This is a genomic window from Alistipes sp. An54, assembly GCF_002159375.1.
Taxonomy (GTDB): Bacteria; Bacteroidota; Bacteroidia; order Bacteroidales; family Rikenellaceae; genus Alistipes; species Alistipes megaguti.
This window is the reverse complement of the sequence record NZ_NFIA01000017.1, coordinates 15,500-41,044: the sequence shown is the minus strand read 5'-3', so window position 1 is coordinate 41,044 and position 25,545 is coordinate 15,500. Positions and strand designations below refer to the sequence as shown.

The 25,545-nt window shown below is 60.9% G+C and carries 18 protein-coding genes and 1 pseudogene; 10 read left to right on the top strand and 9 right to left on the bottom strand.

Going from position 1 to position 25,545, the window contains the following annotated elements:
- The first annotated feature begins 713 nt into the window (after positions 1–713).
- Both B5G09_RS12350 and B5G09_RS12345 read left to right on the top strand, forming a co-directional pair.
- Positions 714–1,439: a porin family protein gene (locus B5G09_RS12350; RefSeq protein WP_087405404.1), complete on the top strand. Its 726-nt coding sequence runs from the start codon at positions 714–716 to the stop codon at positions 1,437–1,439.
- Positions 1,440–1,554: 115 nt separating this feature from the next.
- A complete protein-coding gene (locus B5G09_RS12345; RefSeq protein WP_087405403.1) occupies positions 1,555–1,995 on the top strand; it encodes a hypothetical protein in 441 nt (146 codons plus the stop codon).
- 216 nt (positions 1,996–2,211) lie between these two features.
- Here the strand turns inward: B5G09_RS12345 and nifJ are convergent, their stop codons facing one another.
- Positions 2,212–5,757: a pyruvate:ferredoxin (flavodoxin) oxidoreductase gene (gene nifJ, locus B5G09_RS12340; RefSeq protein WP_087405402.1), complete on the bottom strand. Its 3,546-nt coding sequence runs from the start codon at positions 5,755–5,757 to the stop codon at positions 2,212–2,214.
- Positions 5,758–6,133: 376 nt separating this feature from the next.
- Here nifJ and B5G09_RS12335 point away from each other — a divergent pair, with 376 nt between their 5' ends.
- Positions 6,134–7,372, top strand: coding sequence for a pitrilysin family protein (locus B5G09_RS12335; protein ID WP_087405401.1), 1,239 nt, complete (start codon positions 6,134–6,136; stop codon positions 7,370–7,372).
- A complete protein-coding gene (locus B5G09_RS12330; protein WP_087405400.1) occupies positions 7,369–8,643 on the top strand; it encodes a pitrilysin family protein in 1,275 nt (424 codons plus the stop codon). Before B5G09_RS12335 ends, B5G09_RS12330 begins: the two co-directional genes overlap by 4 nt.
- Before the next feature lie 119 nt (positions 8,644–8,762).
- On the opposite strand, the gene rsmA is transcribed toward B5G09_RS12330, so the two are convergent.
- The 5 genes from rsmA to recQ all read right to left on the bottom strand — a co-directional run bounded on the left by rsmA (position 8,763) and on the right by recQ (position 12,481).
- Positions 8,763–9,554 (bottom strand): 16S rRNA (adenine(1518)-N(6)/adenine(1519)-N(6))-dimethyltransferase RsmA, encoded by a 792-nt coding sequence (gene rsmA / locus B5G09_RS12325; protein ID WP_087405399.1) that lies wholly within the window; start codon positions 9,552–9,554, stop codon positions 8,763–8,765.
- Positions 9,551–9,793, bottom strand: a complete 243-nt coding sequence (locus B5G09_RS12320) for a hypothetical protein (RefSeq protein WP_087312359.1) — start codon at positions 9,791–9,793, stop codon at positions 9,551–9,553. Before B5G09_RS12320 ends, rsmA begins: the two co-directional genes overlap by 4 nt.
- Before the next feature lie 4 nt (positions 9,794–9,797).
- Positions 9,798–9,995, bottom strand: a complete 198-nt coding sequence (locus B5G09_RS12315) for a hypothetical protein (protein WP_087312357.1) — start codon at positions 9,993–9,995, stop codon at positions 9,798–9,800.
- A gap of 3 nt (positions 9,996–9,998) precedes the next feature.
- A complete protein-coding gene (locus B5G09_RS12310; RefSeq protein ID WP_087405398.1) occupies positions 9,999–10,223 on the bottom strand; it encodes a hypothetical protein in 225 nt (74 codons plus the stop codon).
- A gap of 65 nt (positions 10,224–10,288) precedes the next feature.
- Positions 10,289–12,481: a DNA helicase RecQ gene (recQ, locus tag B5G09_RS12305; protein ID WP_087405397.1), complete on the bottom strand. Its 2,193-nt coding sequence runs from the start codon at positions 12,479–12,481 to the stop codon at positions 10,289–10,291.
- Between the two features lie 94 nt (positions 12,482–12,575).
- Here recQ and lptB point away from each other — a divergent pair.
- From lptB to B5G09_RS12275, 6 genes and pseudogenes are all read left to right on the top strand, one after another.
- A pseudogene (gene lptB, locus B5G09_RS12300) lies at positions 12,576–13,367 on the top strand (LPS export ABC transporter ATP-binding protein); the annotation flags it as partial.
- A gap of 457 nt (positions 13,368–13,824) precedes the next feature.
- Positions 13,825–15,072 carry a 3-phosphoshikimate 1-carboxyvinyltransferase gene (gene aroA, locus B5G09_RS12295; RefSeq protein ID WP_087405396.1) on the top strand — a complete coding sequence of 416 codons (1,248 nt, stop codon included), beginning with the start codon at positions 13,825–13,827 and terminating at the stop codon, positions 15,070–15,072.
- A gap of 28 nt (positions 15,073–15,100) precedes the next feature.
- On the top strand, positions 15,101–16,081 hold the full coding sequence (locus tag B5G09_RS12290; RefSeq protein WP_087405395.1) for a chorismate synthase: 981 nt from the start codon (positions 15,101–15,103) through the stop codon (positions 16,079–16,081).
- The gene (gene prmC / locus B5G09_RS12285) at positions 16,078–17,151 is read left to right on the top strand and encodes a peptide chain release factor N(5)-glutamine methyltransferase (protein WP_241147670.1); all 1,074 of its coding nucleotides are present in this window, start codon (positions 16,078–16,080) and stop codon (positions 17,149–17,151) included. Before B5G09_RS12290 ends, prmC begins: the two co-directional genes overlap by 4 nt.
- The gene (locus B5G09_RS12280; protein WP_087405394.1) at positions 17,130–17,654 is read left to right on the top strand and encodes a regulatory protein RecX; all 525 of its coding nucleotides are present in this window, start codon (positions 17,130–17,132) and stop codon (positions 17,652–17,654) included. The genes prmC and B5G09_RS12280 overlap by 22 nt, the downstream gene beginning before the upstream one ends.
- Positions 17,639–19,390, top strand: coding sequence for a M23 family metallopeptidase (locus B5G09_RS12275; protein WP_087405393.1), 1,752 nt, complete (start codon positions 17,639–17,641; stop codon positions 19,388–19,390). The genes B5G09_RS12280 and B5G09_RS12275 overlap by 16 nt, the downstream gene beginning before the upstream one ends.
- A gap of 294 nt (positions 19,391–19,684) precedes the next feature.
- On the opposite strand, the gene B5G09_RS12270 is transcribed toward B5G09_RS12275, so the two are convergent.
- The 3 genes from B5G09_RS12270 to nusA form a co-directional block, all read right to left on the bottom strand.
- Complete coding sequence (locus B5G09_RS12270; protein WP_087311824.1) at positions 19,685–21,004, bottom strand: acetyl-CoA hydrolase/transferase C-terminal domain-containing protein; 1,320 nt, start codon at positions 21,002–21,004, stop codon at positions 19,685–19,687.
- Between the two features lie 99 nt (positions 21,005–21,103).
- The gene (gene infB / locus B5G09_RS12265; RefSeq protein ID WP_087405392.1) at positions 21,104–24,091 is read right to left on the bottom strand and encodes a translation initiation factor IF-2; all 2,988 of its coding nucleotides are present in this window, start codon (positions 24,089–24,091) and stop codon (positions 21,104–21,106) included.
- Positions 24,092–24,122: 31 nt separating this feature from the next.
- Positions 24,123–25,352 (bottom strand): transcription termination factor NusA, encoded by a 1,230-nt coding sequence (nusA, locus tag B5G09_RS12260; protein ID WP_087311828.1) that lies wholly within the window; start codon positions 25,350–25,352, stop codon positions 24,123–24,125.
- Positions 25,353–25,545: the final 193 nt, after the last annotated feature.

The following is a 25,545-nucleotide window of genomic DNA, read 5'->3' as shown; positions in this document are numbered from 1 at the left end:
GCTCACTTACGCCGATGGTACTGCGGTTATCCCGTGGGAGAGTAGGTAGCCGCCTCTTCAAGGTCAGATCGTAAGGTCTGACCTTTTTTTGCCCTGCAACGAACCCCTCCCGGCGCGGAGAGGAGTGGTGGGGAGACATCAAGCGATGGGCGACGGGTCTGGTGAGGGAGTGGGAGGGAGCGGGGAAAAACGTGTATGGTGACGATTGGCTGACGCTCCGCGGTAAGAACTGCGACAGAATGGAGGCGGGAGGCTCCGGGCAGTGATGTGAGGAGCGGCTACTCTCCATCTGCCTTGTTCTGCTTCCGGAATGTAATCTCCCATCTTATTCAAACAAAGCAGATTGTCAATATTGATTTTCTGCAAAATTTCTGCGAAATTTGTTTCGCAATACCCCGATGATGTTGTGCTTTGCAAAACATTTTCTATCTTTGCCGTGTCGTTGCATACGACGTGACATATTTTAGATGAAAGTGTTTCGCTTTTATCCTTGACGGGAAATCTGGTAAATTTCAAAGGACAAGGAAAACGACGCACTCATCACTTGTATCGGCATGAAAGGTGCTCTGCCTTCTGCTATACAGGTGTGGGGTATTGTTTATTTGTCCTTGGGCTTACCAGAGCCTCCCGTCAGATAAACGAACGACTCCACACTTTCTTTTTGGACAACTGCATCCCCGGAGTCCGGATGTGTTCAAAAATCATCTATCAAAATGAAGAAATGCTTCATGATGGTCGCTTTGCTCATCGGTTGCATGGCGACGGCCTCTGCTCAGGAGATCCGCGATATGTTCGGTTCGGATCAGAAGGGCGGAATCTCCTACGGCGTTCGTGCCGGTCTCAATGTTTCGAAGATTGCCGGGCAATACAGCCCCGATTCGGACGACAAGCTCGACTTCAATTCGAGGGTCGGCTTCCAGGTCGGTGCGGTAGTCGATATTCCGATCACCAACGGCTTCTACGTGCAGCCCGGGCTCCTCTTCACGACGCGCGGTGCCAAGGAGAAGTCCTCCTACAGTGAGGCGGGTTACAGCGAGGAAGCCTCCACGAAATATCGTCCCATGTATCTGCAGATTCCCGTATTGGCCTCGTTCCGCGCCGATGTGAGCGAGTCGGTGAATGTGCAGGTTCATGTCGGCCCCCATTTTGCCTTCGGGCTGGGTGGAAAATGCAAGGATTCGTACAGCGATTCCGACGGTCTGTCCGAGAGCCAGAAATATCCCTTCTTCGGTGAATCGACCGAGAACGAGGACCGTTTCGGTGCCAAACGGTTCGATTTCGGACTCTCGTTCGGTGCCGGTGTGACCCTTCGGAAGCACTATTACGTCGGTATTGTCTACGATCTGGGTCTCGTGAATATGGCCATCGACAAGGAGTGGGGCAAGGAGGCGAAATTCCACAACCGCAACTTCTCGATTCAGGTCGGTTATAACTTCTGATCCGCCGCAGGAGATAACACTTTTTCCTCTTTGCTTCCCGGACAACCGTTCCGCAGAAGGATGGGTTGCCCGGGAGCGGAAGAGGATATTTTTCAATCAAAGGATTTGAAGATTTATGAAACGTCTGTTTCTCTTTTTCTGCTGTGCGGCTGTCCTCTTGTGGAGCGGCTGCTCGAAAGATAACGACGGGGTCAATCCCGACCAGTTGATCGGGAAATGGCTCCTCACTTCGGAGTATGACGAGTGGGTCAACGACCAGGGGGAGGTCGAGGGGGAGTACGACCCCTACACCTTTGAGGAGAGTTTCTACATCGAATTCCGGGCCGATGCCACGGGGACGATCTGGGACACCACCGAAGGAAGTACCAAGGAGGAGTTCGGATACCGCTTCGATACCGGATCGCAGATGCTTTACTGGACTTACGGCGGGCTTTCCGACGATGACAATCCGCCCTATATCGAGAAGTTGAACGCCTCGGAACTCATCATGACCTGGTATTACGAGGAGGGCGGGAAACGGCTCTCCGAGAAGTCCATCTTCCAGCGGGTCGACTGATCCGTTTGTCCCATCCGGGCCTTTTGCCGAGGTCGGGATGCTTTTTCAAATTGGTTTCCGGACGGAGCCTCCACAGCGGGGGGCTCCGTTTTTTGTGGCTGCCGGTCCGGAGCCCGCTTTGGAATGCCCGGCTTTCGGGCGGAACAAAAAAGAGACCGTGGATCAACTCCACGGTCTCCGAATGTGTCGGGTGGTTTCCCCTTCCGGGGTCCACGATTAGTACTCCATCTTCGAGCGGCGAACGTAGCCGTTGTAACGCCACTTGGCGTTCTCCTCGGCTGCCTGGAAGAGCTCCTCGGCCTCGGCCGGGAACGACTTCTGGAGCGACGTGTAACGTACCTCCTTCATCAGGAAGTCGTGGAACTTCGTCCAGTCGGGCTCCTTCGAATCCAATACGAACGGATTCTTGCCCTCCGCCTCCAGTTGCGGGTTGTAGTGCCACAGGTGCCAGTATCCGCAGGCTACGGCCTCTTTGCCAACCGTCTGCGTGCGGGCCATGCCGCCCTTGATGCCGTGGTTGATACACGGTGCGTAGGCGATGATCAGCGACGGGCCGGGATAGGCCTCGGCCTCCTTCAGCACGTTGAACAGCTGCTGCTGCGAGCCGCCGATCGATACCTGGGCCACATAGACGTAGCCGTAGGTCATCGCCATGGCGCCCAGATCCTTTTTGCGGATCCGCTTGCCGCTCGATGCGAACTTCGCTACGGCGCCCACCGGCGTAGCCTTCGACGACTGACCGCCCGTGTTCGAGTAGACCTCCGTATCGATTACCAGAATGTTGACATCCTGACCCGAAGCCAGTACGTGGTCAACACCGCCGTAACCGATATCGTAGCCCCAGCCGTCGCCGCCGATGATCCACTGCGACTTCTTGATGAGCCAATCCTTGTGCTCGAGAATCTTCTTGCAGTAGTCGCAGCCGCAGGCCTCCATCATCGGAATCAGACGGGCCGTGACCTCGGCCGACTTGGCCGACGATCCGCGGTTGGCGATCCACTCCTTCATGACCTCCTTCAGCTCGTCGGAGCACTTCGTGCAGTTGGCGATGGCCTCTTCCATCGTCATCTGGATGCGGTCGCGGAGCTTCTCGATACCCAGGTGCATACCCAAACCGAACTCGGCGTTATCCTCGAAGAGCGAGTTGGCCCAGGCCGGACCCTTGCCTTCGGCATTGGTGCAGTAGGGGGTCGAAGGTGCCGAACCCGAGTAGATCGACGTACAGCCCGTGGCGTTGGCAACCATCATCTTGTCACCGAACAACTGCGTCAGCGCCTTGATGTAGGGCGTCTCGCCGCAGCCGGCGCAGGCTCCCGAGAACTCGAAGAGCGGCTGTGCGAACTGCAGGTTCTTCACCGACTTGGTCTTGTCGACCACGTTCTTGTAACCGATATTCTTCGTGACGTAGTCCCAGTTCCTGGCCTGCGGCATCTGCTCCTCGAGCGGGCGCATAACCAGCGCCTTGCCCTTGGCCGGGCAGATGTCGACGCAGTTGCCGCAACCCGTACAGTCGAGCGGCGATACCTGCACGCGGAACTTGTAGGCCTTCGTCTCGCCCAGACCCTGCTTCCATTCGATGCCCGAAGCGGCGGCCTCCTCGTCGGTGGCCAGGAACGGACGGATGGCTGCGTGGGGGCAGACATACGAGCACTGGTTGCACTGGATACAGTTGGCGATCTGCCATTCGGGTACGTTGACGGCGATACCGCGCTTCTCGTAGGCGGCCGTACCGTTCTCCCACGTACCGTCCTCACGGCCGTTGAAGACCGATACCGGCAGGTCGTCGCCCTTCAGGCCGTTGATCGGCTCGACGATCTTGCGCACGAACTCCGGATACGAAGCGTGCGACGGCGTCTGGAAGCCCTTGTCCTCGATCTGGGCCCACTCGGCCGGAACCTCGATCTTGATGACCTCCTTGCCGCCGGCGTCAACGGCTGCGTAGTTCATGTTGACGATATCCTCGCCCTTCTTTCCGTAGGTCTTCAGGATGGCGTGCTTCATCTCCTCGACGGCCTTCTCGAACGGAATCACGTTGGCGATCTTGAAGAAGGCCGACTGCATGATGGTGTTCGTACGCGATCCCAGACCCAGCTCGGCGGCGATCTTCGTGGCGTTGATGATGTAGAAGTTGATCTTGTTCTTGGCCAGGTAAGCCTTCATGTGGTCGGGCAGCGTGGCGCAGGTGGTCTCGGCGTCGTGAACCGAGTTGAGCAGGAACGAGCCGCCGGGCTTCAGGCCCTTCAGCACGTCATACTTGTCGACATACGACGGAACGTGGCAGGCCACGAAGTCGGGCGTCGTCACCAGATAGGGCGAGGTGATGGGTTTGTCGCCGAAGCGCAGGTGCGACGACGTGTAGCCGCCCGACTTCTTCGAGTCGTAGGAGAAGTAGGCCTGGCAGTATTTGTCGGTCGAACCGCCGATGATCTTGATCGAGTTCTTGTTGGCACCCACCGTACCGTCGGCGCCCAGTCCGAAGAAGAGAGCCTCGAACGTGCCGGGTTTGGCCAGCGAGATCTCCTCGCCGACGGGCAGCGAACGGAACGTCACGTCGTCGGTGATACCCACGGTGAACTGGTTCTTGGGCTCCGGGAGATTCATGTTCTCGAAGACGGCCAGCATCTGGGCCGGGGTGGTATCCTTCGACGAGAGGCCGTAGCGGCCGCCGATGATCAGCGGCATCTGGCCGCACGGCAGGTTCTTGCAGTTGGCGAAGGCCTCGACAACGTCCATGTAGAGCGGGTCGCCGTTGGCTCCGGGCTCCTTCGTGCGGTCGAGCACGCAGATGCGCTTGACGCTCTTGGGCAGAACCTCCATCAGGTACTTGACCGCGAACGGACGGTAGAGATGTACGGTGATCACGCCGACCTTCTCGCCCTTCTTGTCGCGCAGGTAGTCGATCGTCTCCTTGATGGTCTCCGTTACGGAACCCATGGCGATGATGATGTTCTCGGCATCCTCGGCACCATAATATACAAAGGGCTTGTACTGGCGGCCGGTGATCTTCGAGATCTCCTTCATCGTGTCGGCAACCATGTCGGGCACGGCCTCGTAGAACTTGTTGGCGGCCTCACGCGTCTGGAAGTAGATGTCGGGGTTCTGGGCCGTACCGCGCGTTACGGGGTGCTCGGGGTTGAGCGCACGGGCGCGGAAGGCCTTCAGGGCGTCGCGGTCGAGCAGCGCCGTAAGTTTGGCCTCGTCGATGAGTTCGATCTTCTGGATCTCGTGCGAGGTGCGGAATCCGTCGAAGAAGTGCAGGAACGGAACGCGCGACTTGATGGCAACCAGGTGGGCAACGCCGGCCAGGTCCATCACCTCCTGAACGGACGACGTAGCCAGCATGGCGAAGCCCGTCTGACGGGTGGCCATGACATCCTGGTGGTCGCCGAAGATCGACAGCGACTGGGCAGCCAGGGCGCGGGCCGAGACATGGAAGACTCCCGGGAGCAGTTCGCCCGAGATCTTGTACATGTTGGGGATCATCAGCAGCAGACCCTGCGAGGCGGTGAACGTCGAGGTCAGGGCTCCGCTCTGCAGCGAGCCGTGAACGGCACCGGCGGCACCGGCCTCCGACTGCATCTCTACGACCTTCACGGTCTCACCGAAGATGTTTTTCCGTCCCTGGGCGGCCCACTCGTCCACGAGTTCGGCCATCGTCGACGACGGCGTGATGGGGTAGATGGCTGCCACCTCCGAGAACATGTAGGCCACGTGGGCTGCAGCGTAGTTACCATCACAGGTAATGAATTTCTTTTCTGCCATTTCAGTTAAGATTTTGGATGATATGTGTGTTTTTTTCCTTCTTATGGCTTGGCCCGAATCGTTCGGGCGTTGCAAAGATACGAATTTCGGCGGAAATTCGAAGTCTATTTTTGTTCAAAAACGTGTAATTTTTTGCCGTTTTTGATGTGAAAAAAATAACAACAAGCTGTTATTTCATTAACACCAACCAGCGGGAAATCACCGACTTGCGAAACTGGTTAACCAATAATGCATTACCCGGGGTGCTCTTCGGCGACCCTCCGTTCGGGCCCCTCTCCCGCGGCGGGAGGTGCTTCGTGCGGGCCGCTTTCCCGCGGGGCATCTCCGGCGGCCGCGCGGTTTGATCGACTGCCGCTTTTTTGTTACCTTTGCGGACATGATTCCCTATATCCGACAAACGCTGGCCAACGGACTGGTCGTCGTGGTCAACCGCGACCGCGCCTCGAAACTCGCCGCCGTGAACATCCTCTACCGGGTGGGGGCGCGCAACGAGAACCCGGTCCGCACGGGCTTCGCCCACCTGTTCGAACACCTCATGTTCCGCGGCACGCGTCAGGTGCCCAACTTCGACCTGCCGGTGCAGATGGCCTCGGGCGACAACAACGCCTTTACGAACAACGACTATACGGATTTCTACATCACCCTTCCGAAGGACAATCTCGAAACGGCGCTCTGGCTCGAGAGCGACCGTATGGAGGGGCTCGACATTACGCCCGAAAAGCTCGAAACGGAGAAGCGCGTGGTGATCGAGGAGTTCCGTCAACGCTACCTCAACCAGCCCTACGGCGATCAGATGATGCTGCTGCGCGATCTGGCCTACCGAACCCATCCCTACCGCTGGGCCACGATCGGACGGACGCCCGACCACATCGAACAGGCGACGCTCGCCGATGTGGAGGCCTTCTACCGGCGCCACTACCACCCCTCGAATGCCGTGCTGTCGATCTCGGCCGACCTGGACGAGGAGCGGATGCTTGCGCTGGCCGAAAAGTGGTTCGGACCGCTTGCCGACCGGCCGTCGGCTGCGGATCCCGTTCCGCAGGAGCCGCCTCAGCGCGAGGCCCGGCGCCGCGAGGTCGAACGCGATGTACCGGCCACGACCGTCTCCGTGGCCTACCACATGGGACGGCGCCGCGATCCCGATTTCCAGACGGCCGACCTGATCTCCGATCTGTTGGCGGGCGGCGATTCGGGACGTCTTTACAATCGGCTTGTCAAGGAGCGGCAGCTGCTCTCGAGTGTCAATGCCTACGTCACGGGAGATCTCGATCCCGGGTTGTTCGTCTTCACGGGACAGCTGCTCCCCGGAACGACTCCCGAAGCCGTCGAGGCGGCCTTCCGCCAGGAGATCGACTCCCTGCTGCGCGATGCCGCCACGGAGTACGAGATCGAAAAGGTCAAGAACAAGTTCGAGGCCACGACGCTCTTTGGCGAACTCAATGTCATGAACAAGGCCATGAACCTCGGATTTTACGAACTGCTCGGCGATCTGGCCTTCATCAACCGGGAGGTTGACTGCTACCGGGCCGTTACGCCCGACGACATACGCTCGTTCTGCAGCCGCGTGCTGCGCCCCGAAAACAGTTCCACCCTGATTTACCGTGCCCGAAAATGAGACCGCCCCGCATTACCCCTTCGGAAGTTGACGTACAGCTGGCCGAAAAACACACGCTTGCCAACGGCGTGGCCCTTTACACGCTGGCCTCGGAGGATTTCGAGGTGCTGCGCTTTTCGTTTGTCTTCCGGGCCGGATCGGCCGTGCAGACGGTTCCCTTCTCGGCCTCGGCGGCGGCCAATCTCCTGGCCGAAGGCTCCACCGAGCATTCGGCGCAGCAGATCGCCGAACAATTGGACTACTACGGCTCGTGGTACGACGTGAATATCGACCGCGACTATGCCTATATCAGTTTTGCCACGCTCTCGAAATTTTTCGACCATACGCTCGCCGTGGCCGAGGAGATTCTGCTCCGTCCGGCCTTCCCCGAGGCGGAGCTGCGTACGTACGCCGCCAAACGTCGCCAGCGGTTGGCGATCGACCGCACGAAAGTCGATGTCGAGGCCCGCGAGGCCTTTGCCCGGGCGCTCTTCGGGCCGCGTCATCCTTACGGCATCTCTTCGTCGGAGGAACTCTACGATTCGCTCACGCGGCGGGATGTCGTGGAGTTTTACCGCCGTTTCTACACGGCCGAACGTTGCTTTGTCGTCTGCAGCGGCCGCATCGGCGACCACGAACTGCAGGCTTTGGGCAATTTGGCCGGTCGGCTTCCGCGCCGAGGCGTGGTGGAGGATCCTCGCTTTCCGGCCCCGGAGACCGTCCATGAGGCGTTTGTCGACCATCCCGGGGCCGTGCAGTCATCGTTGCGGCTCGGGCGGCTGCTCTTCCCGCGGCAGCATCCCGATTTCGTCGGAATGCAGGTCGTGGCCACGGCTCTGGGCGGTTACTTCGGATCGCGTCTGATGCAGAATCTCCGCGAACGAAACGGTTATACCTATGGTGTGGTGGCTGCAATGGTCAATTTCGAACGGGCCGGTTATTTTGCCGTGGCGACGCAGGTCGGGACCGATGTGACGCGCCAGGCGCTCGGGGAAATCTATCGCGAGATCGAACTCCTGCGCACGGATCCTATGCCGGAGGAGGAGCTTGCGCTGGTGAAGAACATGATGACGGGTGAGATGATGCGGATTCTCGACGGGCCGTTCGGCATTGCCGACGTCACGATCGAGAATATCCTCTGCGGGACCGACAACTACATCATCGGCGAGAACATCCGCCGCATCCGGAGCATGACCCCGGACGATGTGCTGAAACTGGCCCGCAAGTATCTGGCCCGCGAGGATCTGGTAACGGTTGTGGCCGGCCCCGCCGGCTTGGGAAGCCGGTTTTAGAGGCGGATGGACCTCTATGGGGTTTCCGAGTCTCTTCCGCGCTCCCGCCTCGCCGGCTTGGGATGTCGGTTTTTGGGGGTAGGACCATGGAGGGTTTCTGATACCCCGCCAGCCCTCGATCAGTTCTTCAGCCGTTCTGACACCCAGCGGGTCAATTCGACAAATTCTGCTACCGACAGAGTCTCGGCACGTCGTGTGAAGAAGGGGTGCTCCGCACCGCCGAAGTCGCCGAAGACCGCCTTCAGCGAATTGCGCAGCATCTTGCGCCGCTGTCCGAACGAGGCCTTGACAACCTTGATGAAGAGCGTTTCGTCGCAGTCGAGCCTCTTTACGGCGTTCCGGCGCAGGCGGATCACCGCACTTTTGACCTTCGGGGGCGGGTTGAAAACCGTCTCGTTGACCGTGAAGAGGTACTCGATGTCGTACCACGCCTGCAACAGTACCGACAGGATGCCATACTCCTTCGATCCGGGCGGCTCGGCGATCCGCACGGCTACCTCCTTCTGGATCATCCCCACGCATTCGGGAACGAGATCGCGGTTTTCCAGCACCTTGAAGAAGATCTGCGACGAGATGTTGTAGGGAAAGTTGCCGATCAGGTGCAGTCCCCCGGGGAAGCGCTCGCGCAGGTCGAGTTTCAGAAAATCGCCCTCGATCAGCCGGGGTGTGAAATTCGGGTAGTGCGCATGAAGATATTCGACACTCTCGGTATCGATCTCGGCCCCCCAGGTCACGAGGTCGGCGCGGCGCAGCAGGAATTGCGTGAGCACACCCATTCCACACCCCACCTCAAGTGTCGGGCAGGGAGCCTCGGGTGTCCCACCCGAGAGCGAGTCGCAAATCTTGCGTGCAATGTTCAGATCGACCAGAAAATGTTGGCCCAGAGACTTTTTGGCGCGTACTTCGGTCATTTTTTCGGTCGGCGACTGCGTTTTTTCTTTTCACTGCGTTCACGGGCACGCTCCTCGCGGGCCGCACGGCGTTGCGTGAGCCGGAAGGTGTAGAGCAGACCCACGAATCCGATGCCCAGCAGCAGCACCCAGAACCAGACGGCAATGCCGCGTTCCATGAATTCCAGTGCGTAGATGATTCCGGCGATGGCCACTACCATTCCGACCAGGCGGATCACCTGCATGAAATTGATCTTCATACTGTTATTCCTCTTTTTTTACGGTTTTGCGGCGCCGATGCTGCAGAGCTCCGAACGTCATGGCTGCCGAGGCCAGGGCCATCAGTACCGGAAGGTACCACAACTCCTGTGCGTCATCCATGGTGACGCGCCATGCCGAGACCACGGCAGCCAGAAAAAACATACCGGCCAGAATGGCCATCATTCGGTCGATCGTTCGCATCGGCTACGGAATTTTGTACTTGTCCACCTCGTCGAGGTGTTTGCGCTTTTTCTTGTGGTATTCGTTGTAGACCATCCCCGCGGCTGCCGCCACGAAGAGAATGCCCACAATGAAATCGAATGTATTCACACAGTTGGAATGGGTCACGCGCCAATAGATATTGGTTCCGAGCCATACCAGCGTCAACACCAGAAAAACAATGGCAAGTGTAAAGGTCTTTTTGTTCATAGGCGTGGTCTTTAGGTTCTATCAATCTCTCATCCGGAGTGTGGTTGGATCTCTCCGGCCCCGGGTCAGTTGCCCTGTTCGCAGATGAACTGGATGCGGACCAGACGGATCTCCTCTTCGGTGTAGTCGGAGCCCAGTTCCTCGATGGCGGCATCCAGCGAATCGCTCTCGGCATCCTCCTTGAAGTAGAGGTAGATGTCCTGGATCTTGTCCTCGTCCATGAACTCCTTCAGATAGTAGGAGATGTCGAGTTTCGTGCCGGCATTGACGATGGCTTCGATTTCGGTGAGCAGCTCGTCGAAATCGAGGTCCTTGGCCCGGGCGATATCTTCGAAATCCATCTTGCGGTCGATGGACTGGATGATGAAGATCTTGTTGCCCGACTTGCTGGCCACTCCCTTGACGACCATATCCTGCGGACGGATGATCTCCTTCTCCTCGACGTAGGCCTTGATGAGCTTGATGAACTCCTCGCCGAATTTCCGGGCCTTGCCGGCACCTACGCCCGTGATGTTCTGCATCTCCTCGAGCGTAATCGGGTACTGGATGGCCATATCCTCGAGTGAGGGGTCCTGGAAGATGACAAACGGCGGCAGGCCGTGTTGTTTGGCGACCTTCTTGCGCAGATCCTTCAGCATGGCGAAGAGCTCCTCGTCGGCAGCTCCGCCCTTGCCCATCGGGGCGACGGCTTCGGCCTCCTTCTCCTCCTCGTCGTAGTCGTGGTCGAGGGTGATGGTCACGGGGTAGGGCATGGCGATGTAGTTCTCGCCCTTTTTGTTGATCGAGATCAGTCCGTAGTTTTCGATGTTCTTGTCGATCAGTCCGAGGATCAGCCCCTGGCGCAGCACGGCGCCCCAGAAGCGTGCGTCGTGATCGGCGCCGGCTCCGAACCATTTCGAGGTGTTGTGGCCGTAGCTTTTGATCAGCGCCGTATTCTTGCCCACGAGCACGTTGATCAGGTAGTCGGACTTGAACTTGTCGCCGATGTCGCGCAACGCTTCGAGAGCCATCTTCAGGGCGGCCCGAGCGTCGACCTTGGGTTTGGGGTTGCGGCAGTTGTCGCAGTTGCCGCAATTGTCCTCGGTGTACTCTTCGCCGAAGTAGTGGAGCAGCGTCTTGCGGCGGCACATCGAACTCTCGGCATAGGAGACCGTCTCCTGCAGGAGCAGTTTGCCGATCTCCTGTTCGGCGACGGGCTTGCCCTGCATGAATTTCTCGAGTTTCTGGATATCCTTGTAGCTGTAGAAGGCCAGGCAGTAGCCTTCGCCGCCGTCACGTCCGGCGCGGCCGGTCTCCTGGTAGTATCCTTCGAGCGATTTGGGCATGTCGTAGTGGATCACGTAGCGCACGTCGGGTTTGTCGATGCCCATGCCGAAGGCGATCGTGGCGACGATGACATCGACCCGCTCCATGAGGAAGTCGTCCTGATTGGCGGCGCGTGTGGCGGCATCCATGCCGGCATGATAGGCCCGCGCGCGGATGCCGTTGGCGATGAGCAGTTCGGTGAGCTCCTCGACCTTCTTGCGGCTCAGGCAGTAGATGATGCCGCTCTTGCCCTCGTTCTGTTTGATGAAGCGGATGATTTCGTGGTCGATGTTGTGTTTGGGGCGGATCTCGTAGTAGAGGTTCGGGCGGTTGAACGACGACTTGAAGACCTGGGCATCCGTCATGCCGAGGTTCTTCTGGATGTCCATCTGCACCTTGGGCGTTGCCGTGGCCGTGAGGGCGATCAGCGGGGCCTGTCCGATTTCGTTGATGATCGGGCGGATACGGCGATACTCGGGGCGGAAGTCGTGTCCCCATTCCGAGATGCAGTGGGCCTCGTCGATGGCGTAGAACGACACCTTTATTTTACGCAGGAAGGCGACGTTGTCCTCCTTGGTGAGCGATTCGGGGGCGAAATAGAGCAGTTTGGTCTTGCCGTCGAGCACGTCCTGGCGCACCTGGGCCACGGCGGTCTTGTTGAGCGACGAATTGAGGAAGTGGGCGATGCCCGATTCGGCCGAGAAGGTGCGCATGGAGTCGACCTGATTCTTCATCAGGGCGATCAGCGGCGAGATGATGATCGCTACGCCGTCCATCAGGAGTGCGGGCAACTGGTAGCACAACGATTTGCCGCCGCCCGTAGGCATCAGCACGAAAGTATCCTTGCCCTCCAGCACGTTGCGGATTACCGCCTCCTGATTCCCTTTGAATGACGAGAAGCCGAAATATTCCTTCAACTTGTCATGCAACAGGGATGAATCGAACTGTTTCATTTCGCCGTTTGTATGCTTTAAAAGAAAATTCAACGTAAAGATAAAAATTTTTTCGGAAAAAAGCATAACTTTGTAAAAAATTATATCCTGCGTCATGCGACTTTACACCAGCGAACTGGTCAAGAAATACAAGGCCCGAACGGTTGTCGACCATGTGTCGATTGATGTGAATCAGGGCGAGATCGTCGGCCTGCTCGGCCCCAACGGAGCGGGTAAAACCACCACCTTTTACATGATCGTGGGGCTCATCAAACCCAACGAGGGCCGGATCTTTCTGGAGACCGACCAGGGCCAGGTCAGCGAGTTGACCTCGCTGCCGGTCTACCGTCGGGCCCAGCTGGGCGTGGGCTATCTGGCCCAGGAGGCGTCGGTCTTCCGCCGGCTGACCGTCGAGGAGAACATCCGCGCGGTGCTGGAGATGACCGACTACTCGAAGGAGTACCAGAACGAGCGCGTCGAGGCGCTCATCGAGGAGTTCCGCCTGCAGAAGGTTCGCAAGAGTCTGGGTATCCAGCTCTCGGGCGGTGAACGGCGCCGTACGGAGATTGCCCGGGCCGTGGCCATCAATCCGGCCTTTATCCTGCTGGACGAACCCTTCGCCGGGGTGGACCCCATTGCCGTGGAGGATATCCAGTCGATCGTGGCGACTCTGAAGCACAAGAACATCGGAGTGATCATCACCGACCATAACGTCGACGAGACGCTGGCCATCACCGACCGCACCTACCTGCTCTACGAGGGCAAGATCCTCAAGACGGGTACGGCCGAGGAGCTGGCCGCCGACCCGATGGTGCGCAAGGTCTACCTCGGACAGCACTTCGAGTTGAAGAAGAGCCACCAGCTGACCCAGGAGATGAAGAACCGCAAGGGCGAAGAGTTGCGCCAGGCGGCCTCGGAGGAGGCTCGCAAGGCGGTGGATGAGGCCCGCAAGGCGGTCGACGAGGCGCAGAAGGCCGATGAAGAGGCCCGCATGGCGGTCGATGAGGCCGACCGGGCCGAAACTGAAGCCAGCAAGGCGGTCGATGAGGCTCGGAAGGCGGTCGACGAGATTCGCGGTGACAAGCATTGAGAACCGCCCGAGAAGGGGGGGGGAGTAGAAGAAGCGAATGGTTGGAGGGCTTCCCGGCTGTGAGGCAGTGAGGCGAATGGTTGGAGGGCTTCCCGGCTGTGAGACAGGGAGCGGCTGTGAGATGGGGTGATTGTGAAGCGGGGCGGTTGTGAGACGGGGCGGTTGTGAAGTAGGGCGATTGCGAGCCGGGCGGTCGAAGAGGCCTCGTTCCTTGCTCGTGGAGGCCTGCCGACAGAAGGACAGAAGGACAGAAGGTTAGTAGGTTGATAGGTATATGGACAAAACGGTTCCGCCAGGCCGCGTCAAAGGCACGCTGACGCCGCCCTGCTCGAAAAGTTATGCACAGCGTGCTCTGGCTGCGGCCCTGCTCTCGGAAGAACCCACGGTGTTGCGCAATCTGGAATTCTGCGACGATACGCGCTCGGCGCTGCACTGCATCCGTACGCTCGGCGCCCGCGTCGAACAGGTCGACGCCACGTCGCTCTCGATCCGCGGCGGTCTGAATCCCCACGGCCGGACGCTCGAAGTGGGCGAATCGGGCCTCGCCACGCGCCTCTTTACCCCCATTGCCTCGCTTTGCCGGACGCCGATCCGCATCGTCGGACGCGGCACGTTGCTCGTGCGTCCGATGACGATGATGCTCGAACCGCTGCGGCAGCTGGGTGTCACGGTGCACGACAACGACGGATTCCTGCCGGTGGAGGTCTGCGGACCGATGCACGGCGGTGAGGTGGAGGTCGACGGTTCGGTCTCCTCGCAGTTCATCACGGGGCTGCTGCTGGCCCTGCCGCGTGCCGCCAGTGACACGACGCTTCACGTGCGCAACGCCGTCTCGACCCCCTATCTGGACATGACGCTCGATACGGCGGCGCGCTTTGGCGTGGAGATCAGCCAGCGCGACTACGAGGAGTTCTACATCCCCGGCAACCAGCGTTTTGCCGCTACCTATTTCAGCATCGAGGGCGACTGGAGCGCTGCGGCCATGCTGCTCGTGGCCGGCGCCACGGCCGGTGAGATCACCGTACGCAACGTCTCGATGCTCTCCAAACAGGCCGATACGGCCATCTGTACGGCGCTCGTGCGGGCCGGCGCGGCCGTGATCAACGATGAGGAGTCGGTGACGGTGGCCCACCGTCCGCTGCACGGCTTCGAGTTCGATGCCACGAACTGCCCCGACCTCTTCCCGGCGCTGGCCGCGCTGGCCGCCGCAGCCGAAGGGGTGAGCACGATCCGCGGCACGTCGCGCCTCGAATACAAGGAGTGCAACCGCGCCGAGGCCATCTGCGAGGAGTACGGCCGGCTGGGCATCGAGGTCGACCTCTCGGAAGAGGATGTCATGCGTATCCGCGGCGGGGCGATCCATGCCGCCCGCACGCAGAGCCACGGCGATCACCGCATGGCCATGTCGCTGGCCGTGGCGGCGCTGAGGGCCGACGGCGAGGTGACGATCGAAGGGGCCGAGTCGGTGGCCAAGAGCTATCCGACCTTCTTCGAGGATCTGGCCCGGGTCCGCGAATCGTGAGTCCCGGCCGACTAAAACAGAACAGATCATGAATCAATACGGAGTGAATTTCCGGCTCGCCATCTGGGGCGAGTCACACGGTGCGCAGGTCGGCATCTCGATGGATGGAGTGCCGGCCGGACTGTCCCTTTCGGAGGCGGATTTCGAGGTCGATCTGGCCCGCCGCCGGAGCGGTGCGCGGGGGACGACGCCGCGGCGCGAGACGGACCGGCCGATGATCGTCTCGGGCCTTTACAACGGCCATACGACCGGTGCGCCGCTGACGGTCGTCTTTGCCAACGAGAATACCCGTTCGGGTGATTACGCCAATCTGGAGCGCCATTTCCGCCCGTCGCACGCCGACTGGGTGGCCTTCCGCAAGTTCGGGGGATACAACGATCCGCGGGGTGGTGGCCACTTTTCGGCGCGGCTGACCGTGGCGCTGGTGGCCGCGGGGGTGGTGGCCAAGAAGATGCTGCCCGAAGGGGTGCGTTTCGCCACGCGCCTTACGGAGATCGGCGGATGCGACGATCCGGCGCGTTTCGACGAGCTGCTGCGCGAGGCGGCGGCCGAGCGCGATTCGCTGGGCGGCGTGGTTGAATGCCGCGTCGCGGGAGTGCCCGTCGGGATCGGCGAACCCTTCTTCGATTCGGTCGAGAGTCGGGTGGCCCACCTGCTCTTCTCGATTCCGGCGGTCAAGGGGGTGGAGTTCGGCAGCGGATTTGCCGGAAGCCGTCTCCGCGGGTCGCAGAACAACGACCCGATCCTCGACGGCGAGGGGCACACGGCAACGAACCATGCCGGTGGAATCAACGGCGGCATTACGAACGGCAACGAGGTGGTGGTGCGTGCGGCGCTGAAGCCCACGCCGAGTATCTCCCGACCGCAGGAGACCTACAATCTGACGACCGACCGCGTTGAGCCGCTCGAGATCCGGGGACGTCACGATGTCTGTGTAGCCCTGCGCGGAGCGGTGGTTGTTGAGGCAGCCGTTGCCATTGCGTTGGCCGATCTCTGGAGAAGCCGATGACACGTCGCGAAGCCATCGAACGCATCACGGCCCGCCTGACGGGTCTCTATGATGCCCGCGAGGCCCGGAACCTGGCTCGCCTGCTGGTTGCCGGGCGGGAAGGCATCTCGCTCTCGGCGCTGCTGACCGACCCCGGGGCCGAACTGCAGGCGAGGGGGGCTGAAAAGCCGGAGGGCCTGGAAGGGCTGGACGGAGCGTCGCGTGAGAAGGGTACGTCGCGTGAGAAGGGTACGTCGCGTGAGAAGGGTACGTCGCGTGAGAAGGGGGCGTCGTGTGAGAAGGGGGTGTCGTGTGAGAAGGGGGCGTCGTCCGGGGCGGGGGAGCTCGGACGCTTGGGTGCGGATGTCGAGCGACTGGCCGCGGGCGAACCCCTGCAGTACGTGCTTGGCGAGAGCGAATTCTACGGACGTCGCTTTGCGGTGCGCCGGGGTGTGCTGATCCCGCGCCCCGAGACCGAGGAGCTGGTCGACCGCATCGTCCACAGTGTGCGGGGACGAGCCGGCGAAGCGGGGGAGTATGAACCTCCCTTGCGAACTCCGCTTGCGAGCCGTGGGCTCCGGATCCTCGACGTGGGGACCGGAAGCGGCTGCATTGCCGTCTCGCTGGCGCTGGAGCTCCCCGCAGCCGAAGTCTATGCCGCCGATATCTCGGATGAGGCGCTGGAGGTAGCCGCCGAGAACTGCCGCCGGCTCGGGGCCCGCGTGACGCTGCGGCGGGCCGATGCGCTGACCGATCTGGCGGAGCAATTTCCCGAACGATTTGATGTGATCGTTTCGAACCCTCCCTATGTCCCCGAGAGCGACCGCGGGGCGATGCACCCCAACGTGCGCGATTACGAGCCGGCACTGGCGTTGTTCGTGCCGGACGACGATCCGCTGCGCTTCTACCGTGCCATTGCGCGCTCCGGGCGGCGGATGCTGCGACCGGGCGGGCGCCTCTGGTTCGAGATCTACGAACACGCCGCCGCGCAGATGGCCGACATGCTTGCGGCCGAGGGATATGCGGCCACCGAAATCTACCGGGACCTCTTTGATAAGGAACGAATGACATGCAGCCGACTCGAAAAATAAACACACCGCGCGAAAAGCGGACGAAAACACCCGAACAGGCCCTCACCTCGCTCATGCGGCTCTGTGCCCGGGCCGAGAAGTCGGAGGGCGATGCCCGGCGGCTGATGCGCGGCTGGGGTTTGGCGGAGCGTGATGCCGAGGCGGTGCTGGCGCGGCTGGTGCGCGAACGCTTCATCGACGATACGCGCTATGCCGAGGCCTTCGTGCGCGAGAAGCTGCGGCTGAGCGGCTGGGGCGAGTACAAGATCCGCACGGCGCTTCAGCGCAAGGGCATCCGGCGCGAGGTGATCGACGCGGCGCTGGCCCAGGCCGACCGTTCGGCCATGGGGCAGCGCCTGGCGGAACAGCTTGCGCGCAAGGCCCGGACGGTGAAGTACACGACTGCCTACGAATTGAAAACCAAATTGATACGATACGGGCTTTCGCTCGGTTACGACTACGAGGCCGTGATGGATGCGGCCGCGCAGTTGGTCAAGGATACGGATACATGCGACGATTTCTGACAACGATGCTTCTGGCCGCGACGTGCGCCGGGGCCTCGGCTCAAACCCAAACTGCGAACCGCGGGCAGCGGCTCAATCCCGACGATTATATTTTTCCCGTACAGCAGGCTTCGCGGCTCTTTTCGGCCAATTTCGGCGAACTGCGCCCGGGACACTTCCACGCCGGTGTGGATATCAAGACCGACGGCGAGGAGGGCCATCCGCTGGTGGCCGTGGCCGACGGCTATGTTTCGCGCATGACGGTTTCGGCAGGCGGCTACGGGCGGGCGCTCTACCTGACGCTCCGGAATGGTACGACGGCCGTCTACGGCCATCTGCAGCGCTTTCGCAAGGACCTCGAGGAGTGCCTCCGCTCGGAGCGTTACGCCCGCCGTGCGAACGGCGTCGACCTCTGGTTCGAGCCCGACCGCTGGCCCGTGCATCAGGGCGACGTCATCGGCTACGCGGGCAACAGCGGTTCGTCGATGGGGCCCCACCTTCACTACGAGATCCGCGACACCCCGACGCAGCGCCTCCACAACCCGGTTCGCGAGCGTATTGTCCGCCCCGAGGACAACCTCCCGCCGCGCATCCTGCGCATCCATTATGTGGAGGTCGACACGCTCGACGGAGTTCCCGTGCGGAGCCCCGCGGAGAGTTATGCCGTCGTGCGCGATGCCGACGGCCGTTACCGACTGACGCGCGGCGAACCGGTCGAAGTCGGACGCCGCGGATACTTTATCCTCGAGACCTCCGACCGCCGCAACGGCGTCTACAACACCTTCGGTGTCTGGCGTGTTGAGGCCCGCTGCGACGATCAACCCTATTTCGAGTACCGCATGGATGGCTTTACGCACGATCTGTCGCGCTGTTGCGACGCCGTGAGCTGCTATCCGCTCAAGATCGGTTCGCGCAACGAGGTGATCCGGCTGGCCCAGCTGGCCGGGGCTCCCGACCTCTTCTACCCGCGGATGGCCGAACGGGGCGTGGTGCGGTGTGAGCCGGGTGCCAGCCGCCGCATCCGTATCGAGGTCGAGGACGACAGCGGCAACCGCTCCTCGATCGAGTTCCCGATCGTGGGACGTCGCGAGGAGTTCCGCGCCGAGGTCGACTCCGCGGCCGTGGCCCTCTTCCCGGGGCGGAACTCCCTGGTACGGATCGGCGACGAGGCCGTGGCCCGTATCCAGAAGGGTTCGCTCTACGAACCGCTGTTCGTCCATCCCCGGCGTCTCGATCAGCCGCAGAGTCGCGCCGGAGTCATCGTCCTGTCGCCCGTCTACCGTTTTCTTGAGGCCTCGACGCCCCTTTACAGCCCGGCGTTGGTGACCATCCGGACCCAGGTGCCGCCCCGTCTGCGGCTGCATGCCGTCCTGGCCGGCCGCGGCAGCAAGGGTGGTCTTTATCACGTTGGCGGAACCTATTCGAATGGGGCCGTGACGGCCGTCACGCGCACGACAGGCGATCTGCTCGTCGTGGCCGACACGCTGCCCCCGACCATCCGTCCGCTCTTTACCGACGGCGCGTCGCTCTCCTCGGCCGCCGAACTGCGTTTCCGTACGTCGGACAACTTCTCGGGCATCGCCTCCTGGACGCTCCTCATCGACGGCGAATGGGTCCCCTGCGACCGTTTCCCAATGAAGGGAACCCTCGTTCATCGCTTCGATCGTCCTGCAGCCCATCGTCGCCATACCTACGAACTGACGGTCCGCGATGCCAGCGGAAATTCCGCCCGCCATTCCGGTTCATTTGTCCGGTAGGGCGGCGCGCGGCTGATAGCTGGCATTCCCGGGTAGTGGCCGGAACGTTGGGTGGGCCGGCATCTGTCAGTGCCCGACAGGGGTGGTGGCCGGCATCCTCCGGCGGGGTAGCGGCCGGCCGGTTCGCCGCCAAGGCAGACTCCTTTCCCCGCAGTTCTGACCGATCTGCTCAGGAGCGTTCCATGAGATTTTTTTTTTTTTTTTTCCCCCCCCCTCCTTGCCGCGCATCTCTGCATGCAAAAAAAGCCTCTCCGATTCCGGAGAGGCTTTTTTTCGCAAAGGGCCGTGGGCCGGTTATTTGCCCATGTAGCTCTTGATGTAGTGGTGGTGCGATCCCCAGCGCTCGAAGGCTGCACGGTCGAGCTCCTCGCGGGCCGACGGGTGGGCAATCGAGATCAGCAGACGCGCACGCTCCTGCATCGACTTGCCGTAGAGATCGACGGCTCCGTACTCCGTAACGACCCAGTGTACGTGGAAACGCGACGTCACGACACCGGCACCGTCAAGCAGCGTCGGGCAGATCTTCGAGACGCCCTTGTTCGTGATCGAAGGCATGGCGATGATAGCCTTTCCGCCCTTTGACAGCGATGCGCCGTAGACGAAGTCGATCTGACCGCCCGCTCCCGACCAGAACTTCGTACCCAGCGAGTCGGCGCTGACCTGACCCGTGAGGTCGATCTGCAGGGCCGAGTTGATGGCCACGAAGTTGTCGTTCTGCGAGATGATGTAGGGGTCGTTCGTGTAGCCGACGTCCATCATCAGCACGCCCGGGTTGTCGTCGATGAAGTCGTAGACGGCCTGCGAACCCATCAGGAACGTCGAAACCATCTTGCCCGGATCGGTCTTCTTGGCCTCACCGTTGATGACGCCCTTCTTGACCAGCGGCAGTACGCCGTCGGCGAACATTTCGGTGTGCACACCCAGATTCTTGTGGTTGCCCAGCTGGCTCAGCACGGCGTTCGGAATGGCACCGATACCCATCTGCAGCGTGGCGCCGTCCTCGATCAGTGCGGCGCAGTGCTTGCCGATGGCCGTTTCGACCTCGTTGGGCTCCGTGAACTTGGCCTCGATCAGCGGCGTGTCGTCCTCGACGAAGGTGTCGATCTTCGACATCGGGATCATGGCCTGGCCGAAGGCGCGCGGCACGTGCTTGTTCACCACGGCGATGACGTGGTCGGCGCACTCGACGGCGGCCAGCGTTGCATCAACCGACGTACCGAGCGATACATACCCGTGCTTGTCCGGCGGGCAGACCTGGATCATGGCCACGTTGCACGGTACGGCGCCGCAGCGGTAGAGTTTCTGCGTCTCGCTCAGGAAGACCGGAATGTAGTCGGCATATCCGCTCTGGGTCACCTTGCGCACGTTCGAGCCCACGAAGAACGAATCGAGCTGGAAGATACCCTCGAATTTCGGATCGGCATAGGGTGCCGGACCTTCGGTGTGCAGGTGATGGATGTGCACGTCTTTCAGTTCGCCGGCCTCACCGCGGCGGCACATGGCGTTGATCAGACACTGAGGGGCCGAAGCTACCGAGCTCAGATGCACGTGATCGCCCGATTTGATGACCTTGACGGCCTCCTCGGGAGTCGTGAAATGGATAGGGTTAGTCATTTCTGCCAAAAAATTTCTAAATGGTTTGACTTACAGTTTGTGTGTCGTATTTTTCTTGTTGTGACAGGCCGGAATACGCCTCTCGGAGGCTCTGCCGTGTTATTTGCGTTTTACCTCGACCTGCTCGTATCCCTCGACGATATCGCCGACCTTGATGTCGTTGTAGGATTCGATGTTCAGACCGCAGTCCTGACCTACGCTGACCTCCTTGACGTCGTCCTTGAAGCGTTTGAGCGAACCCAGCTTGCCGGTGTAGATGACGATACCGTCGCGGATCACGCGGATCGGTGTCGTACGCTGCAGCTTGCCTTCGCGGATTACGCAGCCCGCAACGGTGCCGACCTTCGAGATCTTGAAGATCTCCATCACCTCGGCCGAGGCGACGATCTCCTCCTTCATCACCGGTTCCAGCATGCCCTCGATGGCATCCTTGATATCGTTGATCGCGTCGTAGATGATCGAGTAGAGGCGGATTTCGATCTCCTCCTTTTCGGCCAGTTTGCGGGCCGAGGCCGAAGGACGCACCTGGAAGCCCACGATGATGGCGTTCGAGGCGGCGGCCAGCAGGACGTCCGACTCCGAGATCTGACCCACGGCGGCGTGGATCACGTTCACCTGCACGCTCTCCTTCGAGAGCTTGATCAGCGAGCCCGACATGGCCTCCACCGAACCGTCCACATCGCCCTTGACGATGATGTTCAGCTCCTTGAACGAGCCGATGGCGATGCGGCGGCCGATCTCGTCCAGCGTGACGTGCTTCTGGGTCATGATGCCCTGCATGCGCTGCAGCTGTTCGCGCTTGTTGGCGATTTCGCGGGCCGAGCGGTCGTCTTCCATCACGTTGAACAGGTCACCGGCCTGCGGGGCGCCGTTCAGACCCAGCACCTGTACCGGGGTCGACGGTCCGGCCTCCTGCACCTTCTTGCCGTTCTCGTTGAACATCGCCTTGACACGGCCCGTGTAGGTTCCCGAGAGGATCACGTCGCCGACGTGCAACGTACCGTTCTGCACCAGCACCGTCGAGACATAGCCGCGGCCCTTGTCCAGCGTCGATTCGATCACCGTGCCGACGGCCTTCTTGTTGGGGTTGGCCCGCAGGTTGAGCATCTCGGCCTCGAGCAGCACCTTCTCCAGCAGCTTGTCCAGATTGATGCCCTTCTTGGCCGAAATCTCCTGATCCTGGTATTTGCCGCCCCACGATTCCACGAGGTAGTTCATCTGTGCCAGCTGCTCCTTGATGTGGTCGGGGTTGGCGTTGGGCTTGTCGATCTTGTTGATGGCGAAGACCATCGGCACTCCGGCCGCCTGGGCGTGGTTGATGGCCTCGATGGTCTGCGGCATGACGTTGTCGTCGGCGGCCACGATGATGATGGCCACGTCCGTAACGGCCGCACCGCGGGCACGCATGGCCGTGAAGGCCTCGTGACCCGGCGTGTCGAGGAAGGTGATCTTCTGCCCGTTGAGTTCGACGCTGTAGGCACCGATGTGCTGCGTGATACCGCCTGCCTCGCCCTCGATGACATTTGTCTTGCGGATGTTGTCCAGCAGCGACGTCTTACCGTGGTCGACGTGGCCCATGACCGTCACGATGGGCGGACGCGGAACGAGATCCTCCTCCTTGTCCTCCTCGTCGGCGATGGCCTCCTGGATGTCGGCCGAGACGAACTCGATCTTGAAGCCGAACTCCTCGGCCACAACCACCAGAGCCTCGGCATCCAGACGCTGGTTGATCGACACCATCAGTCCGAGGTTCATGCAGGCCGTGATGACCTCCGTGGGCGAGACGTTCATCATTGTCGCCAGCTCGTTCACGGTCACGAACTCCGTGACCTTAAGCGTCGAACGTTCCTTCTCTTCGCGCTGTACCTCCTCATTCATGCGCTCGGCCACGGCTTCGCGCTTGTCACGACGGTATTTGGCGCTCTTGCTCTTGGCGCCCTTGGCCGTCAGACGGGCCAGCGTATCCTTGACCTGCTTCGAAACCTCCTCATCGCTCACTTCCGGACGCAGGACGGGTTTCGGCGTATTCTTGTTCTTGTTGCGACGACCTTCGCCCGGACGCGGCTGGTTGTTCTGGCCGCCCTGACCGCCGCGATTGTTCTGACCGCCCTGGCCGCCGCGGTTGTTCTGACCGCCCTGACCGCCGCGGTTGTTCTGGCCGCCCTGGCCTCCCTGGTTGTTCTGTCCGCCCTGACCGCCGCTCTTCTGGGCACGGTTCACGTCGACCTTCTCCTTCTGCAGGCGTTTGCGCTTGTGCTTGCCGCCCGGAACGAAGCCCGAGACGTCCATCGTTCCCAGCACCTGCGGACCGGTCAGCGTCACCGTGGCCGGACGGAAGATATTGTCCTTCGGAGCTTCGGGTTTCGGAGCCTCCTCGCTTTTGGCCGGTTGTGCGGCCGGTGCCGATGCGGGCTGTACCGTGGGGTTCGGCGCTTCGGCGGCGGGTTGTGCGGCGGGTTGTGCCGGCTTCTCGGCAGCCGGCGTCGTCGGATGTGCTTCGGCCTTCGGCGTCTGCTCGCTCTTCGGCTCGCTCTTTACGGCCGGAGCGGGTGCGGGCTGTGCCGCGGGTTTCGGTGCCTCGGCAGCGGGCTGTGCGGCCGGCTGGGCCGGCTTTTCGGCAGCCGGAGTCGTCGGACGCGTTTCGGCCTTCGGCGTCTCGGGCTGTTCGGCCACGGCACTCTCGGCGGCCTTGGCCGTCTGGTTCAGCGTCTGCACGGTGGGACGCTTGGCCGAGAGGTCAATCTTGCCGAGGAACTTCGGCTGCTGGATCTCGTCCTTGACGTGGATCATGTGGCTCTTGATGACCACCTCCTTCTCCTCTTCACGCTCCTGTTTGCGGGCCTCCTCGAGGGTGATGGTCGTCTGCTTCTGCGCGATGCGTTCACGAACCGATTCCCGGGCATTCACGGCGCTGCGGTTCGAGCCGAACTCCTTCTCCAGAACGGCATAGGTCTCGGCGTCGACCAGCGTGTTGGGCGACCCGTCGCTCTTGATGCCCTTCTTTTGCAGGAAGTCCGTGATGGTGTTCAGTCCGACCTTGAACTCCTTGGCAACCTGAATGAGTCTTAATTTTCTTTCATTACCCATATTGTCCTGTTCTCCTTTCTTCCTTGATGATTTATTCGAATTCGGCCTTCAGAATCTCGACGACCTTCTGTGCCTGTTCCAGTTCGAGGTCGGCACGTGCGGCGATCTCCTCCACGGGGAGTTCCAGTACGCTCTTGGCCGTATCGCAGCCGGCGGCCTTCAGGGCGTCGATGATCCAGCCGTCGATCTCGTCGGCGAACTCCGTCAGGGCCACATCCTCCTCCTCGACTTCGCGGTAGACGTCGATGTCGTAGCCCGTGAGCATCTTCGACAGACGGATATTCAGACCTCCCTTGCCGATGGCCAGCGACACCTGGTCGGGCTTCAGGTAGACCGAAGCGGTCTTCTTCTCCTCGTCGACGGTGATCGAGGAGATCTTGGCGGGGTTGAGCGAACGCTGGATCATCAGCTGCGGGTTGGCCGTGTAGTTGACCACGTCGATGTTCTCGTTGCGCAGCTCCTTGACGATCGAGTAGATGCGCGAACCCTTCATGCCGACGCAGGCGCCTACCGGGTCGATGCGTTCGTCGTAGGATTCGACGGCCACCTTGGCGCGTTCGCCCGGGATGCGGGCGATCTTCTTGATGGTGATCAGACCGTCGTAGATTTCGGGCACCTCCTGCTCGAACAGCCGCTCGAGGAACTGGTTGGCCGTACGCGAAAGGATGATCCGCGGCTGGTTGTTGTTCATCTCCACCGACTTGACGATGGCCTTGATCGTATCGCCCTTGCGGTAGAAGTCGTTGGGGATCTGTTCGGCTTTCGGCAGGATGAGTTCGTTCTCCTCGTCGTCGAGGATCAGCACCTCCTTCTTCCAGACCTGGTAGACCTCGCCGGTGATGATCTCGCCGACCTTCTCCGAATATTTTTCGTAGAGGCTGGCCTTTTCGAGTTCGAGGATGCGCGAGGCGAGGTTTTGGCGCAGCGAGAGCACCGTGCGGCGGCCGAACGACGATAGTTTGATCTCGTCGGCATATTCGTCACCGATTTCGTAGGTGGGGTCGATGGCCTTGACCTCCGAGACGGCGATCTGCGTATTGGGGTTTTCGACGGCTCCATCCTCGACGACGGTCCGGTTACGCCAGATCTCCAGGTCGCCCTTTTCGGGGTTGATGATCACGTCGAAGTTCTCGTCCGTCTCGTACTGTTTCTGCAGCGCGTGGCGGAAGACGTCCTCCAACACGCCGATCATCGTCGACTTGTCGATGTTCTTCAGCTCCTTGAATTCGGCAAAGTTGCTGATAAGATTGAGATTGTCCATGGGTTGTTTATCTTGTTTTTCGATTTTGATTTTTTTCGTCTCTATTGTTTTGCAGCCCGGCACGTTTCCGGAGCCTCATTGCTTGTTTGTTGTGCGGCCCGGCGCCTGCCCAAACCTTATATTATGCGGCCCCGCCCCTTTTTCGTTGTGTGGCCCGGCCCCTTTTATCTTGTGCGGCCCGGCCCCTTTTTTC